The organism is Paracoccus sp. (in: a-proteobacteria), from assembly GCF_046462195.1.
GTDB lineage: Bacteria > Pseudomonadota > Alphaproteobacteria > Rhodobacterales > Rhodobacteraceae > Paracoccus.
This window is the reverse complement of record NZ_JBKGUN010000171.1, coordinates 1-21,469: the sequence shown is the minus strand read 5'-3', so window position 1 is coordinate 21,469 and position 21,469 is coordinate 1. Positions and strand designations below refer to the sequence as shown.

The following is a 21,469-nucleotide window of genomic DNA, read 5'->3' as shown; positions in this document are numbered from 1 at the left end:
ATCGTTGCAGACCCACCTTGGCACATCAGATGCCGTCGGGGGGCGGTCACATCATCAACGCCAATCAAGTATCTCTCTGTCAAGTTGCCTGCCTCGCTTGCGACGCTGCGCGCGTTGCCGAGCCGCCCTGTGATGCCTCGATTCTTAGAGCTTCTATCTTTGGTCTTGCACATCGCCAAACATGAGATGGGGCTTTCACCATGACGCCAAAAGCGGCACGGGAACCAAGCGACCCCCTTGTCGTTCCTGTCTGGACCGGCAGGAGTGTGACGATGGCGCCGCGCAGCTATTGGAAGGGTTATCTGAAACTGTCGCTGGTGACATGTCCCGTCGCCATGACACCTGCAACGACAGATAACGAGAAGGTCCGCTTTCATACATTAAATGAAAAGACGGGAAACCGCGTGGTCAGCCAGTATGTCGACTCTCTCTCCGGCAAACCTGTCGACCCGGATGACGAGGTCAAGGGCTACGAGCGGGACGACGGTGATTATGTGACCCTCGAAGACGACGAACTGGATTCCGTCGCACTGGAAAGCACGCGGACCATCGACATCGATGCCTTTGTGGATGCCGACTCGATCGGGTGGGTCTGGTATGACAAGCCTCACTACCTCATGCCCAATGACGAGATAGGTGCCGAGGCTTTCGCCGTCATCCGCGATGCCATGGAATCCACCGGTACCGTCGGCATATCACGCTTGGTCATGTATCGCCGTGAAAGGGCGGTGATGCTGAAACCTTCTGAAAAGGGAATTGTCCTGTGGACCTTGCGCTATGGCGACGAGGTTCGGGACGAGGCGAACTATTTTGGCAAGCTGAAGCATGAAAGGCCTGATCCCCAGTTGATGTCGATGGTCAAGAAGCTGATCGATCAACGAACGGCGCCTTGGGATCCGGCCATGGTCAAGGACCCGGTTCAGGCACGGCTGCTGGACATCATCAATGCCAAGAAGAAGGGCCGTAAGCGAAAGGCTTCCTCCAGAACGGCGGAGGCTGCTGCGCCTGGCAATGTCATCAACATCGTCGATGCGCTTCGCAAGAGCATCAGCGCCGAGACCAAGAAGAAATAGGCCTGTTCAGGCAGGGCGCGTCAATTTTCATGACACAAGGGGCAGAGATTTCTCCGCTTTGCGAAATCCCTCCCATGGGTCTGACGTCAGGGCCTGCACCCGCGTATGCGCGTTGAGCAGGTTGAAATAATCGGGACCTATGGCGGGGCTGAGTTCGTCCCATGCCAGAGGCATCGACACTGGCGCACCGGGACGTGCTCTCGGCGAGAAGGCAGCAACTGCGGTCATTCCGCGCTGGTTGCGAAGGTAGTCGATCAGGATCTTGCCGCGACGCTTTGACTTGGTAACAGTTGCCACGTATCTTGACGGATCATCGGCGGCCATGCGTGTGGCGATGGACTTGGTGAACGCCTTGACCGCAGGCCATTCTGCCTCGGGCTTGAGTGGCGAGACGATGTGCAGCCCTTTCCCGCCTGAAGTCTTCACATAGGCTTCCAATCCTGCATCGGACAAACGCTGTCGCACCTCCAGGGCGGCATCGATGACTGCCTCCCATGACACACCCTCTCCGGGATCGAGATCCATGGTGATGATGTCGGGCCGTTCGAGGTCAGGACCCATGACGCCCCAAGGATGAATTTCCAGAACTGCAGACTGAATGAGCGCCAGCAGCCCGTCCAGATCATCGATGGCTATCAAGGGTTCGCCTGCCTTGTCCTTCGGGTCGCTCAGCATCCTGACATGCTTGCTGATGCCTTTCCATGCATGCTTCTGAAAAAAGCTCTTTCCCCCGATGCCATTCGGGACCCGCAACAGCGCCAAAGGACGCCCCACGATATGGGGGGCAATATGGGGCCAGATATCGGCATGATAATCAGCCAGACCTTCCTTCGTGACACCGACATCGGGCCAATAAACCCTGTCTGCATGAGTCAGCGCGACCTTGCGGCGCGGGGCCGTAGCCTTTTGATCCTTCTGCCAGTTTGCCTCGCGCACGATCTCGGCAGCAGGCTTGTCCTCGCGCAGCCCTCTGAACGAAGCATGTCGCAATTGCCCGTCCGCAGTCCAGGCACGAAACTCGACCTCGGCCACCAGTTCTGGCCGTACATAAAGCACCTGTCGTTTCTGGTCTGCAGTCAGGGGATCCCGAAAAGGGCGTGTTTTGGTTCGAAGCCTGTCCAGCGTTTCATACAAGCTTTCCGCGACACTGGTTGTGAACCCGGTCCCTACGCGGCCGACATGTTCAAGATGCCCTTCATGATGAACGCCCAGAACAAGAGATCCTACCGCACGGTTCGAGGTGCTTGACGGAACATATCCCGCGATGACGAACTCCTGCCGCTCGGAGCATTTCGACTTGATCCAAGTGGTGCCGCGACCGGAGCGGTAGGGAGCATCGGCTTTCTTGGAAACAAGGCCTTCGAGGCTGAGACGGCAGGCATGCCTCAGAACGAGCCCACCGCTCTCCTTGAAATGACTGCTGAACCGGATCCGGCCCTGCTCCGCGGGGACCAGCTTTTCCAGCGCATCCTTTCGCTGACAAAGAGGGGCCTTCCGCAGATCCTGGCCGTCCAGATAGAGAAGGTCCAGGAGGTACAGGACGAACCGGTCCGTGCGGCCCGCACTCAGGTCGGCCTGCAGGGCCGAAAAACTGGACGCACCTCCGCCGGCCTCGACCACGACCTCCGCGTCGATCAGGGCGGTTTTCACCGGCAAACGGCTAAGGCCATCCACCAGTTCGGGACCGAACCTGTCGCTCCAGTCCAACCCGCCACGGGTCAGCAGCCTGATATCCTGCCCGTCGATGCGTGCCTGCAGCCGATAGCCGTCAAACTTTATCTCGTGCAGCCAGTTGTTCCCCGTCGGGGGCGCGCGTTTCAGAGTAGCCAGCGCCGGCGCGACAAAGTCCGGCAGCGGGGCCTTTCTGGCGCCCGTGATGGCAGAAGGATTGACGCCTTCAGTTTCGCCAGATGTCTTCTCTGCAGGACGCCTGCCGGATGCCGGCCCCTCCGCGGCCACCTCTTCGACCGTCCGGCCTGTCTTGACCGACTCGGGGCGTTCTTCAAGAATGTCCAAAGCGCCTTCGTCGCGCGCTGCAGCATCTTCCCCCTTGATCAGAAGCCAGTTCTCACGCGCTTCGCGGGATTTGCCCTGCATCTTGACCAGATGCCAGCGGCCTGACAGTTTTTCCCCCTGCAACTCGAATTCAAGGTGCCCCTTGGCAAAGCCGTGCTCGGGATCTGCAACCGGCACCCATTGCCCTCGATCCCATACGATGACAGTGCCGCCGCCATACTGCCCCTTGGGGATGGTCCCTTCGAAATCCGCGTAGTCCAGTGGGTGATCTTCGACATGAACGGCAAGCCGCTTCTCGCCGGGCACGAGGCTGGGCCCTTTCGTGACGGCCCAGCTGCGCAGCACGCCCTCCATCTCCAGCCGCAGGTCATAGTGAAGACGCCGTGCCGCGTGCTTCTGGATGACAAAGGAATGACCGCTCGCAGAAGATATCTGGCTGTCCGGCTCGGGCGTGAGGCCGAAATTCCGCTTCTTTCGATATTGGTCGAGCTTTGCCATTGTCAGCTGGCCTGACGGTCATCGTCACCAGATTTCGATTTCGCCCTGCCTGCGGTCTTGGCACCCGATGGTGTACGGGTGCCGGCAGATTTCGACCGGCTGCGTGTGCCTTTCTCCTTGCCGGCCAGTTCGGCGCTCTCGCGCAAGGCAGCCATCAGGTTGACGACCTTGTCCTGCCTGGGCTCTTTCCTGGGCGAAAACTTACGGCCCTCCAGCTTGGCCTTGACCAGCTCTGCCAGTGCCGCATCATACCGGTCGTCAAAGCTTTCAGGATCAAATTCGCCCATCTTGGTATGGATGATGTGTTCTGCGAGCTCCAGCATTTCACCCGTCACCCTTGTATTGGGCATGTCCTGGAAAGCTTCCTCTGCGGCGCGCACCTCGTAATCGAAGTTCAGCGTCGTTGCAATGAGCCCGTCGCCATGAGCGCGTATCAATACGGTCCGGACACGGCGAAACAGCACTGTCTGCGCCAGTGCCGCCACTTGCTTTGCCCGCATGCCTTCGCGGATAAGCGCAAAGGCTTCCTCTGCATTCTCGTCCGAGGGAACCAGATAATAAGGCTTGTCGAAGAACACGTCGTCGATGTCGCTGCACGCGATAAAGGTCGAAACCGCCAATGTCTTGTCGCTGTCCGGAACAGCAGCGGCGATCTCATCAGGCTGAAGGACGATATATTCGTTTGCCGCTGTCTCGTATCCCTTTACTTGGTCATCGCGCTCGACCGGTTGTCCGGTTCCGCTGTCGACGTATTGACGCCGGACCCTGTGGCCCGTTTCGCGGTTCAGCGTGTGAAAGGACACCCGATCGGACGTGGACGCGGCCGTATAAAGAGAGACAGGACAACTGACCTCGCCGATCTGCAGGAAGCCCTTCCAGTTCGCCCTTGGTGCCATCTTGCCATCCTCCCGCACATCAAGCTCCAACTGCATCGTTTTCCTTTGGTTCCCGTCAGCGGCTGTCGCGTGATCATAGACTGCTTTCGCTCCCCTCGCGTTGCATAAAGGCGATCGGCAGGCTTGCTTGGGTTCCAAGCCTTCACGCGCAGTGACTTTGACGCATGTCCCTGCATCGGGCACGCGCCGGCAATGCATCTGCGGGTTCAGCAGCAGTCATCCATAGCCATATGTCTGTTCTAGAAATCTTTCTTCGCAGTGGCACCGCCATCATGCGGCCCGACATCTTGCATTGCGGATAGCCAGCTGCACGCCTTGTCAGTCGTCCCACTCCATAGCACCCCCGAAGCTTGATCCCATTCCACCTTGAGCAAGATCACGGTGCCGCCATCCAAGCAACCTAGAGCTGCATTTTCGTGATGTGCAATAGCAGATCCTGCTGATCGTGCGATACCGGCAGTCATCTTGTATGGCTGTCTTTATGCGGCATGATGGCGGGCTTCGTCTCGCCCTCAACCTCATTTCCGCGCCTACGAGAACCCTGCGCCAGCACAAGACGCTCTTGTGGTTTTCGGTCAAAAAGCATCAGGTGGGAAACTGCCGCCTTGGCGTGGGATGCGGTCAGCGCCTCCTTCGCGGAGCCATGGCTTGGCCTGGGCATACACTCTCCTTTAACGGCATAGAATTAACGGGCAAGAGGTCTTGCCACGCAACCTGGTAATCGCGTTCTGCCAAGCTTTGAGCATACGGGGTGATGGCATTGCGATCGGTTGGTCAGCAGGTTGGCCCGTTTCGCCAGATACCTTCCAGCCGTCGAGCTAAATATCCGACAGCAGTTTGCCGAGGACCGAATGTGGAAGCCGTCGGCAAACCAAAGGCAGTGGCGCGTCTAGTCTGCTGTGTCGCGGGCCAAGTCACGCAAGCATGGTTTTTCAGCTTCTCCCATTCGCTGTCGTCGCCCCGGTCGGATATTTGCTCTTTGCATTACCGTGGCACTATGCTTGAAGCCTGTTAAATGCAATACCATCAGCGGGGGATAACCCTTACCCTGCGGCGAGGCGCGAGACGCACCTTGGCTTGATGCCAGGCAGAGGCTATGTCCCTCGTCCATTGCGGATCGAATTTTTACGGGACATCTAGATCCCCTGCGACCGCTCCTGCCCTTGATACTCTGCGGCGTCAGATGAGGGCATCGTCGGGAATGATCCCGGCAGTCGCGCTTGGGCTGCTCGGAATCCAGTTTTCCATAATCATGCCCTTCTGATCCGGGAAACCAAACTGCAAGCTGCTTCACGGACATGCGGACATCCAAAGGCAAACCAGCCTCACCTACGACGAGGAAGGCCGCATCGTAGTGGCACCACCTAATGTATCACATCATGGGGTTCATGCACGACCGGTTTCCAGTTTTGGAATTGACGCTGCGGCCCATGGCACAACCGCTGCAGAAAGGTATGCAGACTGTTGTACCAACAATGGTAATTTTTGCTAAATATTTCTCATTGGAGGGATCTGCAGCAAGTCTCTTGCGGGTGATAAGAAGCGTTGCAAATGGGGCTTGCAGACGGAATACTCCGGAGCATAGCGGATCCTGCGGGGCAGGATTGGTGAATTCACTTGGCCTCAAAGACTGCAGCGGCGACGGCAGCATCGAGTGCCGCCTGCCAAAGAACGTTTATTCTTGCGCTCGTCGTTCCGACTTGTTCGCCACAGCTCAAGAGCCATGCCACGTGGTTTCAACCCCGCGTTTGTCAGTTCGGGTTGAGCCTGCGTTGAGGCTCGCCGCCCCGGAGCGGATCCGAGACAATGTCCTTAGCCCTGTCTCGCTATCATCCGCTCTTCTTCTCCAAAACAACTGGAGCCACTTCCTCGCATTGCTGGACCGCCTCAGCAGGTAATCGTCCCCAACCGATTCAACTGCCTCAAAGTGGCGTATCATTCTACGACAACTCCGGGCGTTCTGGAGCAGCGGGCATTCAGAGCCACAAGCCCGTTCGCGATGCTCTAGGCCTGACAACCCACAATCCTCAAAATCAAGCCATGCTCATTATTTCCACGACATCCACCCTGCCGTCACTGTGTTGGGCGGCAGGGACAGACTCAATGATTGTGCCGCGGCATCGCCTTGCTGATCTGTTGAAAATCATCTGCTCCCTCAATTGTCGCGCCTTCTGCAAGCTGGGTCACCGTTGCACGATAGAGCCTTTGCCAGGGAGTGGCTGAATCCGGGACAGCCGGAATGCCGTCTTCCTTCCGCCGCGCAATTTCGGCATCATCCACAAGCATGTCACAGCGGCCATGGTTCAAGTCGATCCGGATCCTGTCGCCGGTGCGCAACCATGCAAGACCTCCGCCCGCAGCACTTTCCGGCGATGCATTCAGGATCGACGGGCTGTCGGCCGTGCCGGACTGTCGACCGTCACCGATCGTCGGCAGGCTGCGGATGCCGCGCTTAATCAGGCGGTCGGGGGGCTGCATGTTCACCACCTCGGCCGCACCGGGCCAGCCGAGGGGGCCGGCACCACGGATCACCAGGATCGAGCACTCGTCGATCTCCAGCGCAGGGTCGTTGATCCGCGCATGATAATCCGCCGATCCGTCGAAAACAAAGGCAGTGCCCTCGAACGTGCCTTCCTGCCCCGGCTGGGAAAGGTAGCGGGCATGAAACTCGTTTGAGATGGCGCTGGTCTTCATGATGGCAAAATCGAACAGGTTGCCCCGCAGCACCAGAAAACCTGCCCGCTTCATCATGGGCGACTCGAAAGGCCATATTACCTCGCGGTCCGTACTTTCCCGGCCAACAAGATTTTGTGCCATTGTCTTGCCGGTCACGGTCGGACAATCGCCGTCCAGCAGACCGGCCTGCAGCAGCTCCCACATGATGGCGGGAACGCCGCCAGCACGGTGAAAACGCTCGCCAAGATAGGCGCCCGCGGGTTGGACATTCGCCAGCAATGGAATATCATATCCATGCCGCTGCCAGTCTTCGGGATTCAGCTCCACACCCGCATGCCGGGCCATCGCCATCAGATGCGGCTGCGCGTTGGTCGAACCTCCGATTGCGGAATTGACGCGGATCGCGTTCAAAAACGCCGCCCGCGTCAAGACATGCGAGGGGCGGATATCCTCTCGCACCAGTTCCACCGCGCGCAACCCGGTGCGATAAGCCATCTGGCCACGCTCGCGATAGGCTGCAGGAATGGCCGCACCTCCGGTCAGGGACATGCCAAGCGCTTCGGCAATGGCGTTCATCGTCGAAGCGGTGCCCATCGTGTTGCAGTGCCCGATCGAAGGTGCGGAATCGAGCGCGGTCTGCAGGAACTCGTCCCGCGTGATCTCGCCCGCCGCCAGCCTGCGACGCGATTGCCAGATGACCGTGCCGGACCCGGCCAGCTTGCCCTCGTGCCAGCCATCCAGCATGGGCCCACCTGACAGCACGATCGCCGGCAGATCGACGGTCGCCGCCGCCATTATCGCCGAGGGGGTTGTCTTGTCACAGCCTGTGGTCAGCACGACCCCGTCGAATGGATAGCCGTAAAGCAGCTCGACCAGTCCGAGATAGGCCAAGTTGCGATCGAGGGCAGCGGTCGGTCGCTTGCAGTTCTCGAACAAGGGGTGCGACGGGAATTCGATGGGAATGCCGCCCGCATCCCGGATCCCGTCGCGCACGCGCTTGGCCAGATCCAGGTGGTGGCGGTTGCAGGGGTTCAGATCGCTGCCCGATTGGGCGATGCCGATGATGGGCTTGCCGGACCGCAGTTCCTCGGGCGTCGTGCCGTAGTTCATGAAGCGTTCAAGATAAAGGGCCGTCATGTCGGCATGGTCCGGGTTGTCGAACCAGTCCTGCGAACGCAGGCGGCGGCGCGGATTGTCGGGTGCCGTCATGGGTGATCCTTGCTTTTGGATGTGGGGTTCATCGCTTCCAGATGCAGCAGCAACCCGCTGTGATCGGTGTCCCCATGGCCCGAGGCCACGAAATCCGAGAATGCCGCCCGAACCGTTTCTGTGAGGGGAAGGGTCAATCCTGCCATGCCGGCCAGATCCGCCACTGCGTTCAGATCCTTCAGTTGCAGCCGGGACGGACCACCGGGCTGGAATTCCCGGGAAACCATGCGTCCGCCGTGCAGTTCCAGGATGCGGCTTTCGGCAAATCCGCCGCGGATCGCTTCGCGGAACCTGGCGCGATCGGCGCCACCGGCCGAGACCAGTGTCATTGCCTCGGCCACCGCGCCAATCGTGATGGCCACGATCTGCTGGTTGGCCAACTTGCAGACCTGCCCCGCCCCTGCTGGCCCGACATGGGTCAGCCGGCCCAACGGCGCCATGACATCCGTGATCCGCGCAATCACCGCAGCCTCGCCCCCTGCCATCAGCGCAAGCGAGCCTTCCCTTGCGCCGACGACCCCGCCCGAAACGGGACAATCGACCGCATCGATCCCCATGGTCCGAAGGCGGTCGTCATGATCCCGGGCCTGGGCCGGGGCGATGGAGGAGGTGTCGATCAACACCGCTCCTCGTGACATGGCATTGGCCACGCCGCGGTTGAACAGCATCTCGGCCACGGCGGGCCCATCCGACAGCATGGTGAAGACGAAGTCGGCGCCAGCCACGGCCTGCCCGGGATCGGAGACAGGCATGGCACCATCAGCCGCCAGCGCCTCTGCCTTGTCCGGCGAGCGGTTCCAGACGGTCACCGGATGGCCCGCCGCAAGCAGCCGTTGAACCATCGGGGCACCCATCAGCCCGGTCCCCAGAAACGCAATCCTGTTCATATCGTGCCACCCAATTCGTCCTCGATATGGGCGCGGATGATGTCATCGAACCGGTCTTCGGCAACAAAGCCCAGTTCGCGGGCACGGGTCGCCTCGAATCCCGGCGCCCAGCCTTCGCACATGCGGGTTATGGCTGCGTCGGGTTCGCGCCTGATCAGGGCGACCGCCGCATCGCCGGCCACGCGGCGCAGCGCCTCGATCTGATCGCCGACAGTGGCGCTGACGCCCGGCATGGAGAGGCTTCGCCTCGGCCCCACCTGGTCCAGATCCATGCTGGCGGCGTGGATCATGAACCCGACCGCGGAGCGCGGAGACGTGTGCCAGTGCCGGATGCTGTCGGGAACGGGCAGGACGGCCTCTTGTCCGACCAACGGTTCGCGCAGGATGTTAGAAAAGAACCCTGACGCCGCCTTGTTGGGCGCGCCAGGCCGGATGCAGATGGTCGGCAACCTGATCCCGATGCCGTCAAGAAATCCGCGCCGGGTATAATCGGCCAGCAGCAGTTCGCTGATCGCCTTCTGCGTGCCATAGCTTGTCAGCGGTGTTGTGTGGAAATCGTCCGGGATCGGATAAGGCAATGGAGCCCCCACCACCGCAATCGAGGACGCGAAGACCACCCGCGGACGGTATCCATCCTCAAGATGGGCCAGACGGATCGCCTCGAACAGATCGCGGGTTCCATCAAGGTTGATCCGGTAGCCCTTTTCGAAGTCGGCTTCGGCTTCGCCTGAAACAATCGCGGCAAAATGAAAGATCACGTCGGGCCGTGCCTCGATCAGGTCTGTGGCTGTCCCTGGTGCGGAAAGATCCGCGGACACCAGCCGGACCTTGCCCGAAAACCCATCGGGCGCCTCGGGGGCAACCATATCGGCCAGGGTGAGGACCTCCACCGGCCGTCCTGCAAGCGCGCCATCCCGCACCAGACGCTGTGTCAGCTTTCGGCCCAGCATTCCGGCCGCCCCTATGGTCAGGACATGCATCCGCGCGCTCCTCCTCGGATCCCGGCTGGCAAATCAGCCTGATTACATTAGTATGATTGTCTGATGACCTGCAAACATCAAGACTCATGAGGCGATGCCATGAACGGCACCCACGAAATGACCGATGTGAAGACGCAAGATGCTCTCGACAATGCCGGCAGTTCCCGGTTGGAGCGGTTGATCGAGATGCTGGGACCGGACATGGTGGTGTCGGGTGCGGCGGTTGTGCCTTATTGCCGTGACTGGCACGGCGATGTGCAAAGCGATGCTGTTGCAGTCTTGCGGCCGCGAAACACTGGCGATGTGCAGGCCTGCATGCGCGCCGCCATCGCCTTGGATCTGCAGGTCGTTCCGCAAGGCGGAAACACCGGCCTGGTGCTGGGGGCGGTGCCTGATGCCCCTGCCCGACAGGTCATCGTCAGCCTGGAGCGCATGTCCCGTATCCGCTACCTCGACGCCGATAATTTCTCGGCGGTGGTCGAGGCCGGTGCGGTCCTTGAGCAGATCAAGGAGGCCGTGACGGCGGTAGGGCTGTTCTTTCCGTTGACCCTTGGCGCGCAGGGCAGCTGTCAGATCGGTGGCAACGTGTCGACAAACGCTGGCGGCGTGAACGTGCTCCGATATGGCATGACGCGCGAACTGGTTTTGGGGCTGGAGGTCGTGCTGCCGGATGGTCAGGTCTTTGACGGGCTGTCACAATTGCGCAAGGATAATCGCGGCATCGACCTCAAGCAGCTTTTCATCGGTGCCGAGGGGACATTGGGCCTCATCACCGCCGTGTCAGTCAAGCTGCTGCCCGCGCCCGATCAGGTGGCCACGGCACTGGTGTCCCTGCCCCGGCTGGAAGATGCGATCGAACTTTACCGCCGCGCGCGGCGGGACTGCTGCGACCTGATGTCCGCCTTCGAGTTCATGCCCCCACTGGCGATCGAACTGGCGCGCGAGGCGATGCCGGACCTGCCCATCCCTCTGGACCCGACCCACCCCGCCTATGCCCTGGTCGAGATTTCGGGCTCTGGTATGGTCGATATCGACGGCCTGATGCACAAGTTCCTGGAGGCTGCCTTCGAGGCTGGACTGGCTGTCGACGGAGTGATTGCGCAATCACAGGCGCAGGCCCGCAATCTTTGGGCGATCCGTGAAGGGATGAACCTGGGACAGGCGCAACGCGGGCGGCATCTGCGCACCGATATCTCAGTGCCATTGTCGCGGCTGGCAGAGTTCGTGGCCGAAGCCGAGGCGGCGGTCATCGCGCAGCTGCCAAGTTGCATCTGCGTGTCCTATGGGCATGTCGGCGATGGCAATGTGCATCTGAATGTCCTGCCCGACCATGAACAGGGCATCGACCGGGCGGAAGACCAGATCCTGAAGGCCAAGAAGATCGTGAATGAGGTCCTCGATCGTTACAACGGGTCGATCAGCGCGGAACACGGCATCGGGCGGCTGAAGAAGGACGATTTCGAAGCCCGGCTGCCTGCGGTACAGCGTCAGCTTCTGGCGTCAATCAAGCAGGCGCTGGATCCGAAGATGACGTTGAACCCGGGCTGCCAGATCGATTTGCCCTGACTTGGCAAAGGCAGGCCTCAAAGGAGCTGGACGATGAGCGGTGATTTCACTCAGATCATGCGCACGGAACACTTGCCGACCCGCATCGCGGCGCAGTTTTCGCAGCAGATCCAGAAAGGAACGCTGAAGCCCGGTGACAAGCTGCCCACCGAACATGCCATGTCGAAAAGCTTTGGCGTCAGCCGCACCGTCATCCGCGAAGCCATCGCGCAATTGCGCAACGAAGGCATGATCGAGACTCGTCAGGGTGTCGGCGCCTTCGTGACCGTCCGCCCGACACGCCATATTCGTCTGGACGATGGCGGGCAGATGGACAGGCACATGTTCCGGGACCTGTTCCAGTTGCGCGTACCGCTGGAAATCGAGGCTGCAGGTTTGGCTGCAATTTATCATCGTGCCGAACACCTGCAACAAATGGACGAGGCAATAACCCGGATGACTGCCCTCGAAGGAGCTGGCGACGGCATCCTGGCCGATCTCGATTTTCACCGGACCATCGCCGGTGCCACAGGAAACGATTATTTCGTCCAATTCCTCCGCGCGATCTCGGACCGGGTGATGCTGAGTATCGTGGAGTCGCGCGAGCGGATCAGGCTGGACGAGATCGTGATGATCGTGAACCGCGAACACACGGAACTGCGCGATGCCATCGCAGCCCGCGACCCCATGCGCGCAAGGGACGCCATGCGGACACATATGGCCAATTCAGCCGAGCGGGTGGCCTTGCGGCTGGAATTCTATTCCTGACCTAGCCCGCGGCGCGTCCAAAGATTCCTGTGGACAGGCGCGCGCACAGGCCCTTAGGGTCATGTCATACTGTTGTCTGACATTGTCGGACAACGCGGCGCTGGAGGAGCGTCGGCATGTGACGGAGGGGCAGTTGGCTGCAAAGCAGGCGTTGAAGGCTTCCATGCTTTTGCCGGAGGATGCGGATCGTGCGATCCTGTTGGGGCGAGTCTGGTCTGATGGCCACGGCGGCCCCTGCCCTGTGGTGGTGCGGGATGCACATCTGTTCGATCTGGCCGGTGTGTCCTCGACGATGTCCGGCCTTCTGGAACGTGCCGACCTGCATGAGGTGGTCACGGCTCCCGATTTGCCCAGCCTTGGACCTTTGACCGGTTTTCTGGACGATACGGCCGGGCACCTTCTGCCCCCGGTCGATCTGCAGGCCATCAAGGCGGCCGGGGTGACCTTTGCCGACAGCATGCTGGAGCGGGTGATCGAGGAACAGGCCCGCGGCGACAGCGCCCGCGCCCATGAGGTGCGCGCCCGATTGGCCCCGGTGATCGGCGACAGTCTGCGCGACGTGCGGGCCGGTTCCGAAAAGGCGGAACAGGTCAAGGCGCTGCTGCAGGAAATGGGCCTGTGGTCCCAGTATCTGGAAGTCGGTATCGGCCCGGATGCCGAGATCTTCACCAAGGCACAGCCGATGTCTTCGGTCGGATGCGGCGACAAGGTGGGCATCCATCCGATGTCCGAATGGAACAATCCCGAGCCCGAGGTTGTGCTGGTTGTGCGGTCGGACGGCTCCATCCTCGGCGCGACCCTCGGCAACGATGTCAATCTTCGCGATGTGGAGGGTCGTTCAGCGCTGCTTCTGGGCAAGGCCAAGGACAACAATGCCTCCTGCGCGATCGGTCCCTTTATTCGCCTGTTCGACGACCGCTTCACCCATGATGACCTGAACCATGCGCGGGTTTCGCTGCGGGTCGAAGGAGAGGACGGCTTTGTCATGACCGGAGAAAGCCGGATGGAGGCCATCAGCCGCAGCCCCCGGGATCTGGTGGGCCAGCTTCTGAATCGCTCGCATCAGTATCCCGACGGGGTTGTGCTGTTCCTTGGCACGATGTTTGCCCCTGTTCAGGACCGCCGAGGGGCAGGCCAGGGCTTCACTCACGAGGTCGGTGATCGGGTCGAGATCGCCTCTCCGCAACTGGGACGGCTGGTCAACTGGGTTGATCGCACGGACCGTTGCCCCGAGTGGCGTTTCGGCACCCGGGAGCTGATGCGCAACCTGGTCGGGCGCGGCCTTGGCGAAAGGATCTGACATGGCCCGCGCCGTCCCTTTGTTCTTCCGGTTGCTCGACATCCTGCTGGCCCTGCTGCTGGCCACAATGGCCATCATGGTCTTTGTCAATGTCGTCATGCGCTATACCATGAACTCGGGCATTGCCGTATCAGACGAGCTGTCCCGCTTTGCCTTTGTCTGGCTGACCTTCATCGGAGCGGTTGTGGCCTATCATCACCGCCAACACATGGGCATGGAAACCGTCGTGGCGCAGTTCGGCCGCCGTGGCCGCCTCGTGCTGATGGGGCTGTCCGACCTGCTGATCCTGGGCTGCGCCGGCGTCCTGACCCACGGCACCTGGAAGCAGCTGCCCATCAACGCCAGCATGAGCGCGCCTGTCACCGGACTGTCGATGGCCTGGGTTTATGGCATCGGACTGTTCACCGGCGCGGGCATCATCCTGATCACGCTTGAACGGCTGTTCCGCCTGGTGACGGGCAGGATGACCGAGGCCGAGATCAGCGGCTTTGGCGGTGAGATGGACGAAACGCTGCCCGAAGGCAGCATCCGGGGGCGTGGCGAATGACGCTTCTGATCTTTATCGTCTCGTTGCTGGGCGCCATGGCCATCGGGGTGCCGGTCGCCTTTGCGCTGATCTTCTGCGGCGTGGTGCTGATGTCCTTCATGGGCATGTTCAACACCCAGATCATCGCCCAGAACATGCTGATCGGCGCGGATACCTTCACCCTGCTGGCCATTCCGTTCTTTATCTTGGCTGGCGAGTTGATGAACGCGGGCGGCCTGTCCAAGCGCATCATCGAGTTTGCGATCACCTGCGTGGGGCATATCCGCGGAGGCCTCGGCCTAGTGGCGATCATCGCGGCCGTCATCATGGCCTCGATCTCGGGTTCGGCCGCGGCGGACACGGCGGCACTGGCGGCGATCCTGATCCCCATGATGGCGCGCGCAGGCTACAATGTGCCCCGATCGGCGGGCCTGATCGCCGCGGGCGGCGTCATTGCGCCGGTAATCCCCCCCTCGATGGCCTTCATCATCTTTGGCGTCGCCGCCAACGTCTCGATCTCGAAGTTGTTCATGGCCGGTATCGTACCCGGCGTGCTGATGGGTGTCGCACTGGTCGTCACCTGGTTGATCGTGGCCCGCAACGACCGTGTTGAGACACTCCTCCGGGCCAGCTGGGCCGACAGGGGGCGCGCCTCGGGGCGGGCCATATGGGCGCTCGGGATGCCGGTCATCATCCTGGGCGGCATCAAGCTGGGCGTGGTGACGCCGACCGAGGCGGCCGTCATCGCCGCCTTCTATGCCCTGTTTGTCGGCATGTTCGTGTATAGAGAACTCAAGCTGACCGACCTGCCGCATGTCCTTATTTCTGCCGGCCGGACAACGGCGGCGATCATGTTCCTGGTCTGCGCGGCGCTGGTTTCGGCATGGCTGATCACCGCTGCCAACATTCCCGCCGAGATCGCGGGCTATATCGAACCGCTGATCGAGAATCCCAGGCTGCTGATGCTGGCGATCATGGCGCTGATCCTGATCGTGGGCACGGCACTCGACCTGACGCCCACGATCCTGATCCTGACTCCGGTGCTGATGCCGATCATCGCCAAGGCCGGCATCGATCCGGTCTATTTCGGTGTCCTGTTCATCATGAACTGCTGCATCGGCCTGCTGACACCGCCGGTGGGCGTGGTGCTGAACGTCGTCAGCGGCGTCGGGCGCGTGCCCCTAGGCAAGGTGATCCGCGGTGTCTGGCCATTCCTGATCGCGCAGATCCTGGTGATCCTGCTGCTGGTGGCGTTCCCCAGCATCGTGATCATTCCGGCAAACTGGTTCTATTGAACAAAGACCAAAAAACGGGAGGAAACCATGAAACATTCCATTCTGAAGGCAGCCTTGTGCCTGACCACCGTGTTGGCCGCGGCCAGCCCTGCCCTGGCACAATTCCAGGACCGGACTTTCCGCGTCTCGAACGGCATCAACGAGGATCATCCGGTCAACAACGGCATGCAGGCGATGCAGGCATGCCTGGACGAAAAGACCGGTGGCAAGATGAAGATGCAGGGGTTCTGGGGCGGGGCGCTTGGTGGCGACCTGCAGGCCACGCAGGCGCTGCGCAGCGGTCTGCAGGAAGCGGTCGTGACTTCGTCGTCACCGCTGGTCGGCATGGTGCCAGCGCTTGGCGTCTTTGACCTGCCCTTCCTGTTCCGCACGCCCGAAGAGGCTTATGCCATCATGGACGGCCCCTTCGGTGACATGCTGAACGGAAAGCTGGACGAGGTCGGGCTGGTCAACCTCGCCTACTGGGAGAACGGCTTCCGCAACATGTCGAACTCTCAGCGTCCCATCACCAAATGGGAAGACTTCGAGGGGATGAAGGTTCGCGTCATGCAGAACAACATCTTCCTCGACACCTTCTCGAACTTTGGCGCGAACGCAACTCCCATGTCCTTTGGCGAAGTCTTCTCGGCGCTGGAAACGAAGGCCATCGATGCACAGGAAAATCCCTACGTGACGATCGATACCTCAAAGTTCTATGAGGTGCAGTCCTATATCAGCGAAACCAAGCATGCTTACACGCCGTTCCTGTTCCTCTTCTCGAAGGCGATCTTCGAAAGCTATTCGCCCGAAGAACAGCAGGCGCTGCGCGATTGCGCCGTCGTGGGACGCGATGTCGAACGTCAGGCTATCCAGGAACTGAACCAGCAGTCGCTGGCAAAGATGCAGGAAGCCGGCCTGCAGTTCAACACCATCTCCCCCGAGGATCAGGAAGAGATGCTTGAAAAGTCCCAGGTCGTTTATGAAAAGCACAAGGCTGCGATCGGGGCCGATGTCGTCGATCAGGTCCAGCAGGCATTGTCCGAACTGCGGGCGGCCAACTGAGCTCCGGCACGTGACGATCCTGCACATATGACATGACCACCGGCGCCGACAGCGGCGCCGGTGGCACGGCGGACAACGGGGCTTGGAATGGGATCCAACATGTCTGGCAACATGGCCGGTGCGCTGTTGATGCTGCTGGGTATGGCGGCCTTTGCACTGAACGACGCGATCGGCAAATGGCTGGTGGCCGACTACGGTGTTGCCCAGGTAATCCTGTTGCGTTCGGTCGCGGCGGGCCTGATGATGGCGCCCTTTCTCCTGCGCGGAGGCGACATGATTGCGCGCGTGAGATCGGCGCCCCGTCCCGGCCTGCAGGCCCTGCGTGCAATCTGTGCGACGGCCGAGGTGTTCTGCTTTTACCTTGCAGTATCCTACATGCCGCTGGTCGATGTCATGGCCTTCTGGATGGCCGCGCCGATTTACGTCGTCGCGATCTCTCCCTTCCTGCTGAAAGAGCGCGTCAGCGCCAAGACCTGGAGCGCGGTCGGCCTGGGCTTTGTTGGCGTGCTGATCCTTCTGGCGCCGTCCCTGCAGCTGTCCGGTCTCGGCGCGCTGTTCGCGCTGCTGGGCACGGCGGCCTTTGCCGCCATCATGATCCTGGGACGGTCCCTGCGCCAGACACCGGACCGCGATCTGGTCCTGTTCCAGATTGCGGCGGCCGCAGCGGCGGGCCTGTTGCTGGCGCCCCTTGACTGGCAGCCGCTCAAATCGGGCAGCGACCTCGCATTGCTGTTCCTGCTGGGCGTGGTGGCGACAGGAGCGCATATGCTGGTCACCCGCGCCCTCAAACTGGCCGATGCGTCGGTGGTGGCGCCGCTGCAATATTCACTGCTGGTTTGGGGCGGTTTGTTCGGTTTCCTCGTGTTCGGTGACGTTCCGGCCGCGGGCATGCTGGTTGGGGCCGCGCTTATCGTGGGCTCGGGGCTGATTGTACTGCGTCGTCCCGCGCGTACCAATGTGGAACAGACTGGCACCAGCCCCTCCACACCAACCTGATCGCCAAGTGCAGGGCCGGCCCTGTAAATTGTTCCGATAGCGGCATCACGTATCCCGTGACGCATCAGGAGCCTCCGGTCCGTCAGGCTCCGGGGACCCGCTTCAGGCCGCTGCGGCCGCCCTGCACTTTCCCAAGGCGGCCGCGCCGATCAAAGCGGTCAATCGTCCGCGACGACCTGCTGTCGTTGATCTCCCAGTCCGTCGATTCCAAGTTCGACAACATCGCCGGGCTTGAGATAACGGGGTGGCTTCATTCCCATCCCCACCCCCGGCGGTGTCCCTGTCGAAATGACATCCCCCGGATGCAGGGTCATGAACTGGCTGAGATAGTGGATCAGGAAGGGCACCTGATAAACCATGGTGCGGGTCGAGCCATCCTGCATCGTCTCGCCGTTCACCTTTAGCCACATGCGCAGATCCTGCGGATCGGCAATCTCGTCAGGCGTCACCAGCCATGGCCCGATCTGGCCAAAGTTGTCGCAGGACTTGCCCTTGGTCCACTGACCCGCGCGTTCGGCCTGGAACGCCCGTTCCGAGACGTCATTCGTCACCGCAAAGCCGGCGACATGATCCATTGCATCCTGTTCGGAGACATACTTTGCCCGCTTGCCGATGATGACGGCCAGTTCGACCTCCCAATCGGTCTTTTGCGAACCGCGGGGGATCACGATGGGATCATGCGGACCGCAGATCGCGCTGGTGGCCTTCATGAAGATGACGGGCTCAGGGGGAACATCCATTCCGCTTTCCGCGGCGTGGTCGGCATAGTTCAGGCCAATGCAGATGAACTTGCCCGTTCCGGCAATGGGTGGCCCCAAACGCGGGTTCCCCTCGACGACCGGCAGCGCATCCACGTCCAGCGCGGAATAGCGTGCGATCTCATCGGGATGCAGTGCCGCGCCTGACAGGTCGGCGAGATTCCCGGAAAGATCGCGGATGGTGCCGTCGCCATGCATCAGGCCGGGCTTTTCGGCGCCCGCGGCACCATAGCGGAGGAATTTCATGTCGGCTCCTTGTCTCAGATAGTCCAGCCGCCGTCGACACAGACGGCCTGACCAGTGGTATAGGTCGCACCGGCGAGGTAAACTGCAAGATCGGCGATTTCTTCCGCATCGGCAATGCGTCCCATCGGTTGGCGGGCGACAAAGGCCGCGCGCGCGGCGTCGTAATCCCCCGTCGCTGCCAGCCGCTGGTCCAGCGAGGGCGACTGCACCGTCCCGGGGCAGATCGCATTGCACCGAATGTTCTGTCCGACATAATCCGCGGCGACCGACTTTGTCAGCCCCAGCACCGCGGCCTTTGTCGTGGAATAGGCGAAGCGGTTCGCCACCCCCTTCACCGATGAAGCCACCGAGGACATGTTGATGATTGCCCCCTGCCCCCGATCAACCATACCCGGCAGAACGGCGCGGATCATCCGCACCATCGCCTTGACGTTCAGGTCGAAGGCAAAGTCAAGATCAGCGTCACTGGCCTCCATGATGCTGCCGGCATGGACCACCCCGGCGCAATTGAACAGCACGTCGACTGGCCCGAGATCGGCGCAGAATGCCGTAACGGCGCTGCTGTCCAGCACATCGAGGCGCGCGGTCCGACAGCCCTCCAGCCCCTGCAGTCCGGCCTCGTTGATATCGGTCGCGATCACTGTCGCACCGGCGCGGGCAAAGGCCAGCGCGCTGGCTCGGCCGATCCCTTGCGCGGCTGCCGTGATCAGGACGCGTTGTCCTGAAAGATCAGTTCTGGCCATGAATATTCTTCCTTTCGCTCACATCACCGCGCCGATCTGCCATGGCACGAATTCGATCGCGCCAAATCCCTGCACTTCGCTTTTCGTTTCCTCGCCCGAGGCCAAGCGCAGCATCAGGTCAAAGATCTGGCGCCCCTTCTGCTGCAGAGTGACACCTGACAGGATCTCTCCGCAATCCACATCCATGTCCGGTTCCATCCGCTGCCAAAGGTCCGGATTGGAGACAATCTTGATGCAGGGCACCGGTCGATAGCCCGATACGCTGCCCCGTCCGGTGGTGAACGCGATCAGGTGGCGCCCGAGGCGACCTGACCGGTAACCGAGCAGGGATCATAGCCCGGGCTGTCCATGAAGACAAAGCCGGGCCGGTCGATCGGCTCACCGTAACGATAAACAGCCGACAAGGGCGCCGTGCCGCCCTTGGCCACGGCCCCAAGACTTTTTTCAAGGATCGTCGTCAACCCGCCCCGCTTGTTTCCGGGGGACGGATTGTTGTCCATTTGGCCAAAATTGCGGGCGGTGTAATCCGCCCACAACGTCACGCTCTCGCGCAGCTTTAGTTCCAGAGTCGTATCATCGATCCACGTCCAGTCGGTGGCGAGATTTCCCCTGTATTCTCCGGTTGCAGGATCGGCATAGATCAGGCCGTCCCAGATCGCCCGCTACAGCACCACACCCTCGCGTGCCGAATTGAAGTAACTGTCAACGCTTTCAAATTCTTGGTGAAGGCAAGGCGCAATGTATTGTTGCTTTTATCGGCATGGGGCGCGTTGGCCGAAAGAAGTGCAAATGCCGCCCCGCTGCTGCTCAGGACGCTACGTTTCATTCCGCACCCCTATTGCTGTCTAAACTTTCTGCATCGCACTGCGATACTTTCTATTGCATTCGGATAAGCAGCCGAATCATTGGCTCGTCAAGCCTGCTGTCACAATCGGAGGAATAGTTTTGGCTGATGCCGAAAAACGCGACTCGTTGTTTGTGGGTGCAATGGCGAAAGGGCTCCGAGTGCTGCGCGCTTTTGACGAAAATCATTCCGAGCTAAGCTTGGTCGGCTTGGTCGGACGCACGGGCATGGACAAGAGCACGGTTCAAAGGCTGGCGAACACGCTGCACCAGGAAGGGTGGCTGGACAAGGATCCGATCACACGCCGTCTTCGCCCCTCCCATGCTTGGCTAGAGCTGGCCTATGCCTATTATTGGTCAGATCCTTTGGTGGGGAATGCCATGCCAAAGCTGATCGAGTTGTCACGGCAGCTGTGTGAAACGGTGAATCTTGCAGAAATTTCGGGTGATCATACCATCTATGTTCTGCGGTTGCCCTGTCAGCGTACCCATTTTGCAGCCGCCATCATCGGAAGGCGCCTTCCGGCTTTGTCCACGTCAGTCGGTCGTGCGATCTTGTCGACGTGGCCCAAGGAGGAGCGCGAGGTGGCGGTCAAGAACTGGCCGATCAAGCCATTTACTCCACGAACGACCTTGGACCGTACAGATATTATTGACATCATCGAAACGGCCGCGACGCAGGGTTTTGCGGTTTCGCGCGACGAGATGATCTTGAACGAACTTGCCGTTGCAGCGCCCATCTGCGGTCCAGACGGCCGCGCCGTTGCGGCGGTCCAGTGTTCCGTGTCGGCCTATTCATGGGATAACGACAGCTTGCTGAAAAAGATCGTTCCGCCGCTTGTTGATACAGCCAGTGCAATCTCTCCATCGTTCAGAAAGTGAGGAAGCAGGGCTAACGCTGGCGAAACCTGATGTTAGGGCGCGTTGACAAAAGGGATTTCGGTTCGCTGCCGGCTGTGAATCAGGCTCACCTCTGCGTTGGAGGTGGGCGTGGCACGCAACTTGATGTCGGATAACGAGTGGGCCTTCTTTGAGAGCTTCATCCGAGCTGTCCGGCATGCGGACGGACGAAAGCCTGCAAATCATCGTCTTGTTCTCGACGGTATTTTCCGGAGGGAGGCATGAGCCGCCATTGGTTCGAGGCCAGGCCGAACACGAACAGGTGCGCCTTGG

Annotated in this window: 16 protein-coding genes and 2 pseudogenes; 10 read left to right on the top strand and 8 right to left on the bottom strand. The window is 60.8% G+C overall.

Going from position 1 to position 21,469, the window contains the following annotated elements; translation table 11 throughout:
- Positions 1-272 precede the first annotated feature (272 nt).
- A complete protein-coding gene (locus ACLHHB_RS10885) occupies positions 273-1,073 on the top strand; it encodes a Ku protein (RefSeq protein WP_410218306.1) in 801 nt (266 codons plus the stop codon).
- A 27-nt stretch (positions 1,074-1,100) separates the two neighbouring features.
- Here the strand turns inward: ACLHHB_RS10885 and ligD are convergent, their stop codons facing one another.
- The 5 genes from ligD to denD form a co-directional block, all read right to left on the bottom strand.
- Entirely contained in the window at positions 1,101-3,587 is a 2,487-nt protein-coding gene (ligD, locus tag ACLHHB_RS10880) for a DNA ligase D (RefSeq protein WP_410218305.1), read from the bottom strand.
- A 2-nt stretch (positions 3,588-3,589) separates the two neighbouring features.
- Positions 3,590-4,519 carry a Ku protein gene (locus ACLHHB_RS10875; protein WP_410218304.1) on the bottom strand — a complete coding sequence of 310 codons (930 nt, stop codon included), beginning with the start codon at positions 4,517-4,519 and terminating at the stop codon, positions 3,590-3,592.
- Between the two features lie 2,064 nt (positions 4,520-6,583).
- Positions 6,584-8,368, bottom strand: a complete 1,785-nt coding sequence (locus ACLHHB_RS10870; protein WP_410218303.1) for an IlvD/Edd family dehydratase — start codon at positions 8,366-8,368, stop codon at positions 6,584-6,586.
- Positions 8,365-9,255: an NAD(P)-dependent oxidoreductase gene (locus tag ACLHHB_RS10865; RefSeq protein ID WP_410218302.1), complete on the bottom strand. Its 891-nt coding sequence runs from the start codon at positions 9,253-9,255 to the stop codon at positions 8,365-8,367. Before ACLHHB_RS10865 ends, ACLHHB_RS10870 begins: the two co-directional genes overlap by 4 nt.
- Positions 9,252-10,235, bottom strand: a complete 984-nt coding sequence (gene denD / locus ACLHHB_RS10860; protein WP_410218301.1) for a D-erythronate dehydrogenase — start codon at positions 10,233-10,235, stop codon at positions 9,252-9,254. Before denD ends, ACLHHB_RS10865 begins: the two co-directional genes overlap by 4 nt.
- A 99-nt stretch (positions 10,236-10,334) precedes the next feature.
- Between denD and ACLHHB_RS10855 the strand changes: the two genes are divergently transcribed.
- The 7 genes from ACLHHB_RS10855 (at position 10,335) to ACLHHB_RS10825 (ending at position 17,706) form a co-directional block, all read left to right on the top strand.
- On the top strand, positions 10,335-11,801 hold the full coding sequence (locus ACLHHB_RS10855) for an FAD-binding oxidoreductase (RefSeq protein WP_410218300.1): 1,467 nt from the start codon (positions 10,335-10,337) through the stop codon (positions 11,799-11,801).
- Between the two features lie 33 nt (positions 11,802-11,834).
- Complete coding sequence (locus tag ACLHHB_RS10850; RefSeq protein ID WP_410218299.1) at positions 11,835-12,548, top strand: FadR/GntR family transcriptional regulator; 714 nt, start codon at positions 11,835-11,837, stop codon at positions 12,546-12,548.
- Between the two features lie 61 nt (positions 12,549-12,609).
- Entirely contained in the window at positions 12,610-13,848 is a 1,239-nt protein-coding gene (locus tag ACLHHB_RS10845; protein ID WP_410218298.1) for a fumarylacetoacetate hydrolase family protein, read from the top strand.
- A gap of 1 nt (position 13,849) precedes the next feature.
- Complete coding sequence (locus ACLHHB_RS10840) at positions 13,850-14,395, top strand: TRAP transporter small permease (RefSeq protein ID WP_410218297.1); 546 nt, start codon at positions 13,850-13,852, stop codon at positions 14,393-14,395.
- Positions 14,392-15,669: a TRAP transporter large permease gene (locus ACLHHB_RS10835; protein WP_410218296.1), complete on the top strand. Its 1,278-nt coding sequence runs from the start codon at positions 14,392-14,394 to the stop codon at positions 15,667-15,669. The genes ACLHHB_RS10840 and ACLHHB_RS10835 overlap by 4 nt, the downstream gene beginning before the upstream one ends.
- 27 nt (positions 15,670-15,696) lie before the next feature.
- Positions 15,697-16,710, top strand: coding sequence for a TRAP transporter substrate-binding protein (locus ACLHHB_RS10830; protein ID WP_410218295.1), 1,014 nt, complete (start codon positions 15,697-15,699; stop codon positions 16,708-16,710).
- Positions 16,711-16,809: 99 nt separating this feature from the next.
- Complete coding sequence (locus ACLHHB_RS10825; RefSeq protein ID WP_410218294.1) at positions 16,810-17,706, top strand: DMT family transporter; 897 nt, start codon at positions 16,810-16,812, stop codon at positions 17,704-17,706.
- Positions 17,707-17,864: 158 nt separating this feature from the next.
- Here the strand turns inward: ACLHHB_RS10825 and ACLHHB_RS10820 are convergent, their stop codons facing one another.
- The 3 genes and pseudogenes from ACLHHB_RS10820 to ACLHHB_RS10810 all read right to left on the bottom strand — a co-directional run.
- Positions 17,865-18,710, bottom strand: coding sequence for a fumarylacetoacetate hydrolase family protein (locus ACLHHB_RS10820; RefSeq protein ID WP_410218293.1), 846 nt, complete (start codon positions 18,708-18,710; stop codon positions 17,865-17,867).
- Between the two features lie 14 nt (positions 18,711-18,724).
- Positions 18,725-19,453, bottom strand: a complete 729-nt coding sequence (locus tag ACLHHB_RS10815; protein WP_410218292.1) for an SDR family oxidoreductase — start codon at positions 19,451-19,453, stop codon at positions 18,725-18,727.
- Between the two features lie 18 nt (positions 19,454-19,471).
- Positions 19,472-20,010: pseudogene (locus tag ACLHHB_RS10810) on the bottom strand (altronate dehydratase); the annotation flags it as partial.
- A 388-nt stretch (positions 20,011-20,398) separates the two neighbouring features.
- Here ACLHHB_RS10810 and ACLHHB_RS10805 point away from each other — a divergent pair.
- Both ACLHHB_RS10805 and ACLHHB_RS10800 read left to right on the top strand, forming a co-directional pair.
- The gene (locus ACLHHB_RS10805; protein ID WP_410218291.1) at positions 20,399-21,178 is read left to right on the top strand and encodes an IclR family transcriptional regulator; all 780 of its coding nucleotides are present in this window, start codon (positions 20,399-20,401) and stop codon (positions 21,176-21,178) included.
- Positions 21,179-21,280: 102 nt separating this feature from the next.
- Positions 21,281-21,406: pseudogene (locus tag ACLHHB_RS10800) on the top strand (IS5/IS1182 family transposase); the annotation flags it as partial.
- Positions 21,407-21,469: the final 63 nt, after the last annotated feature.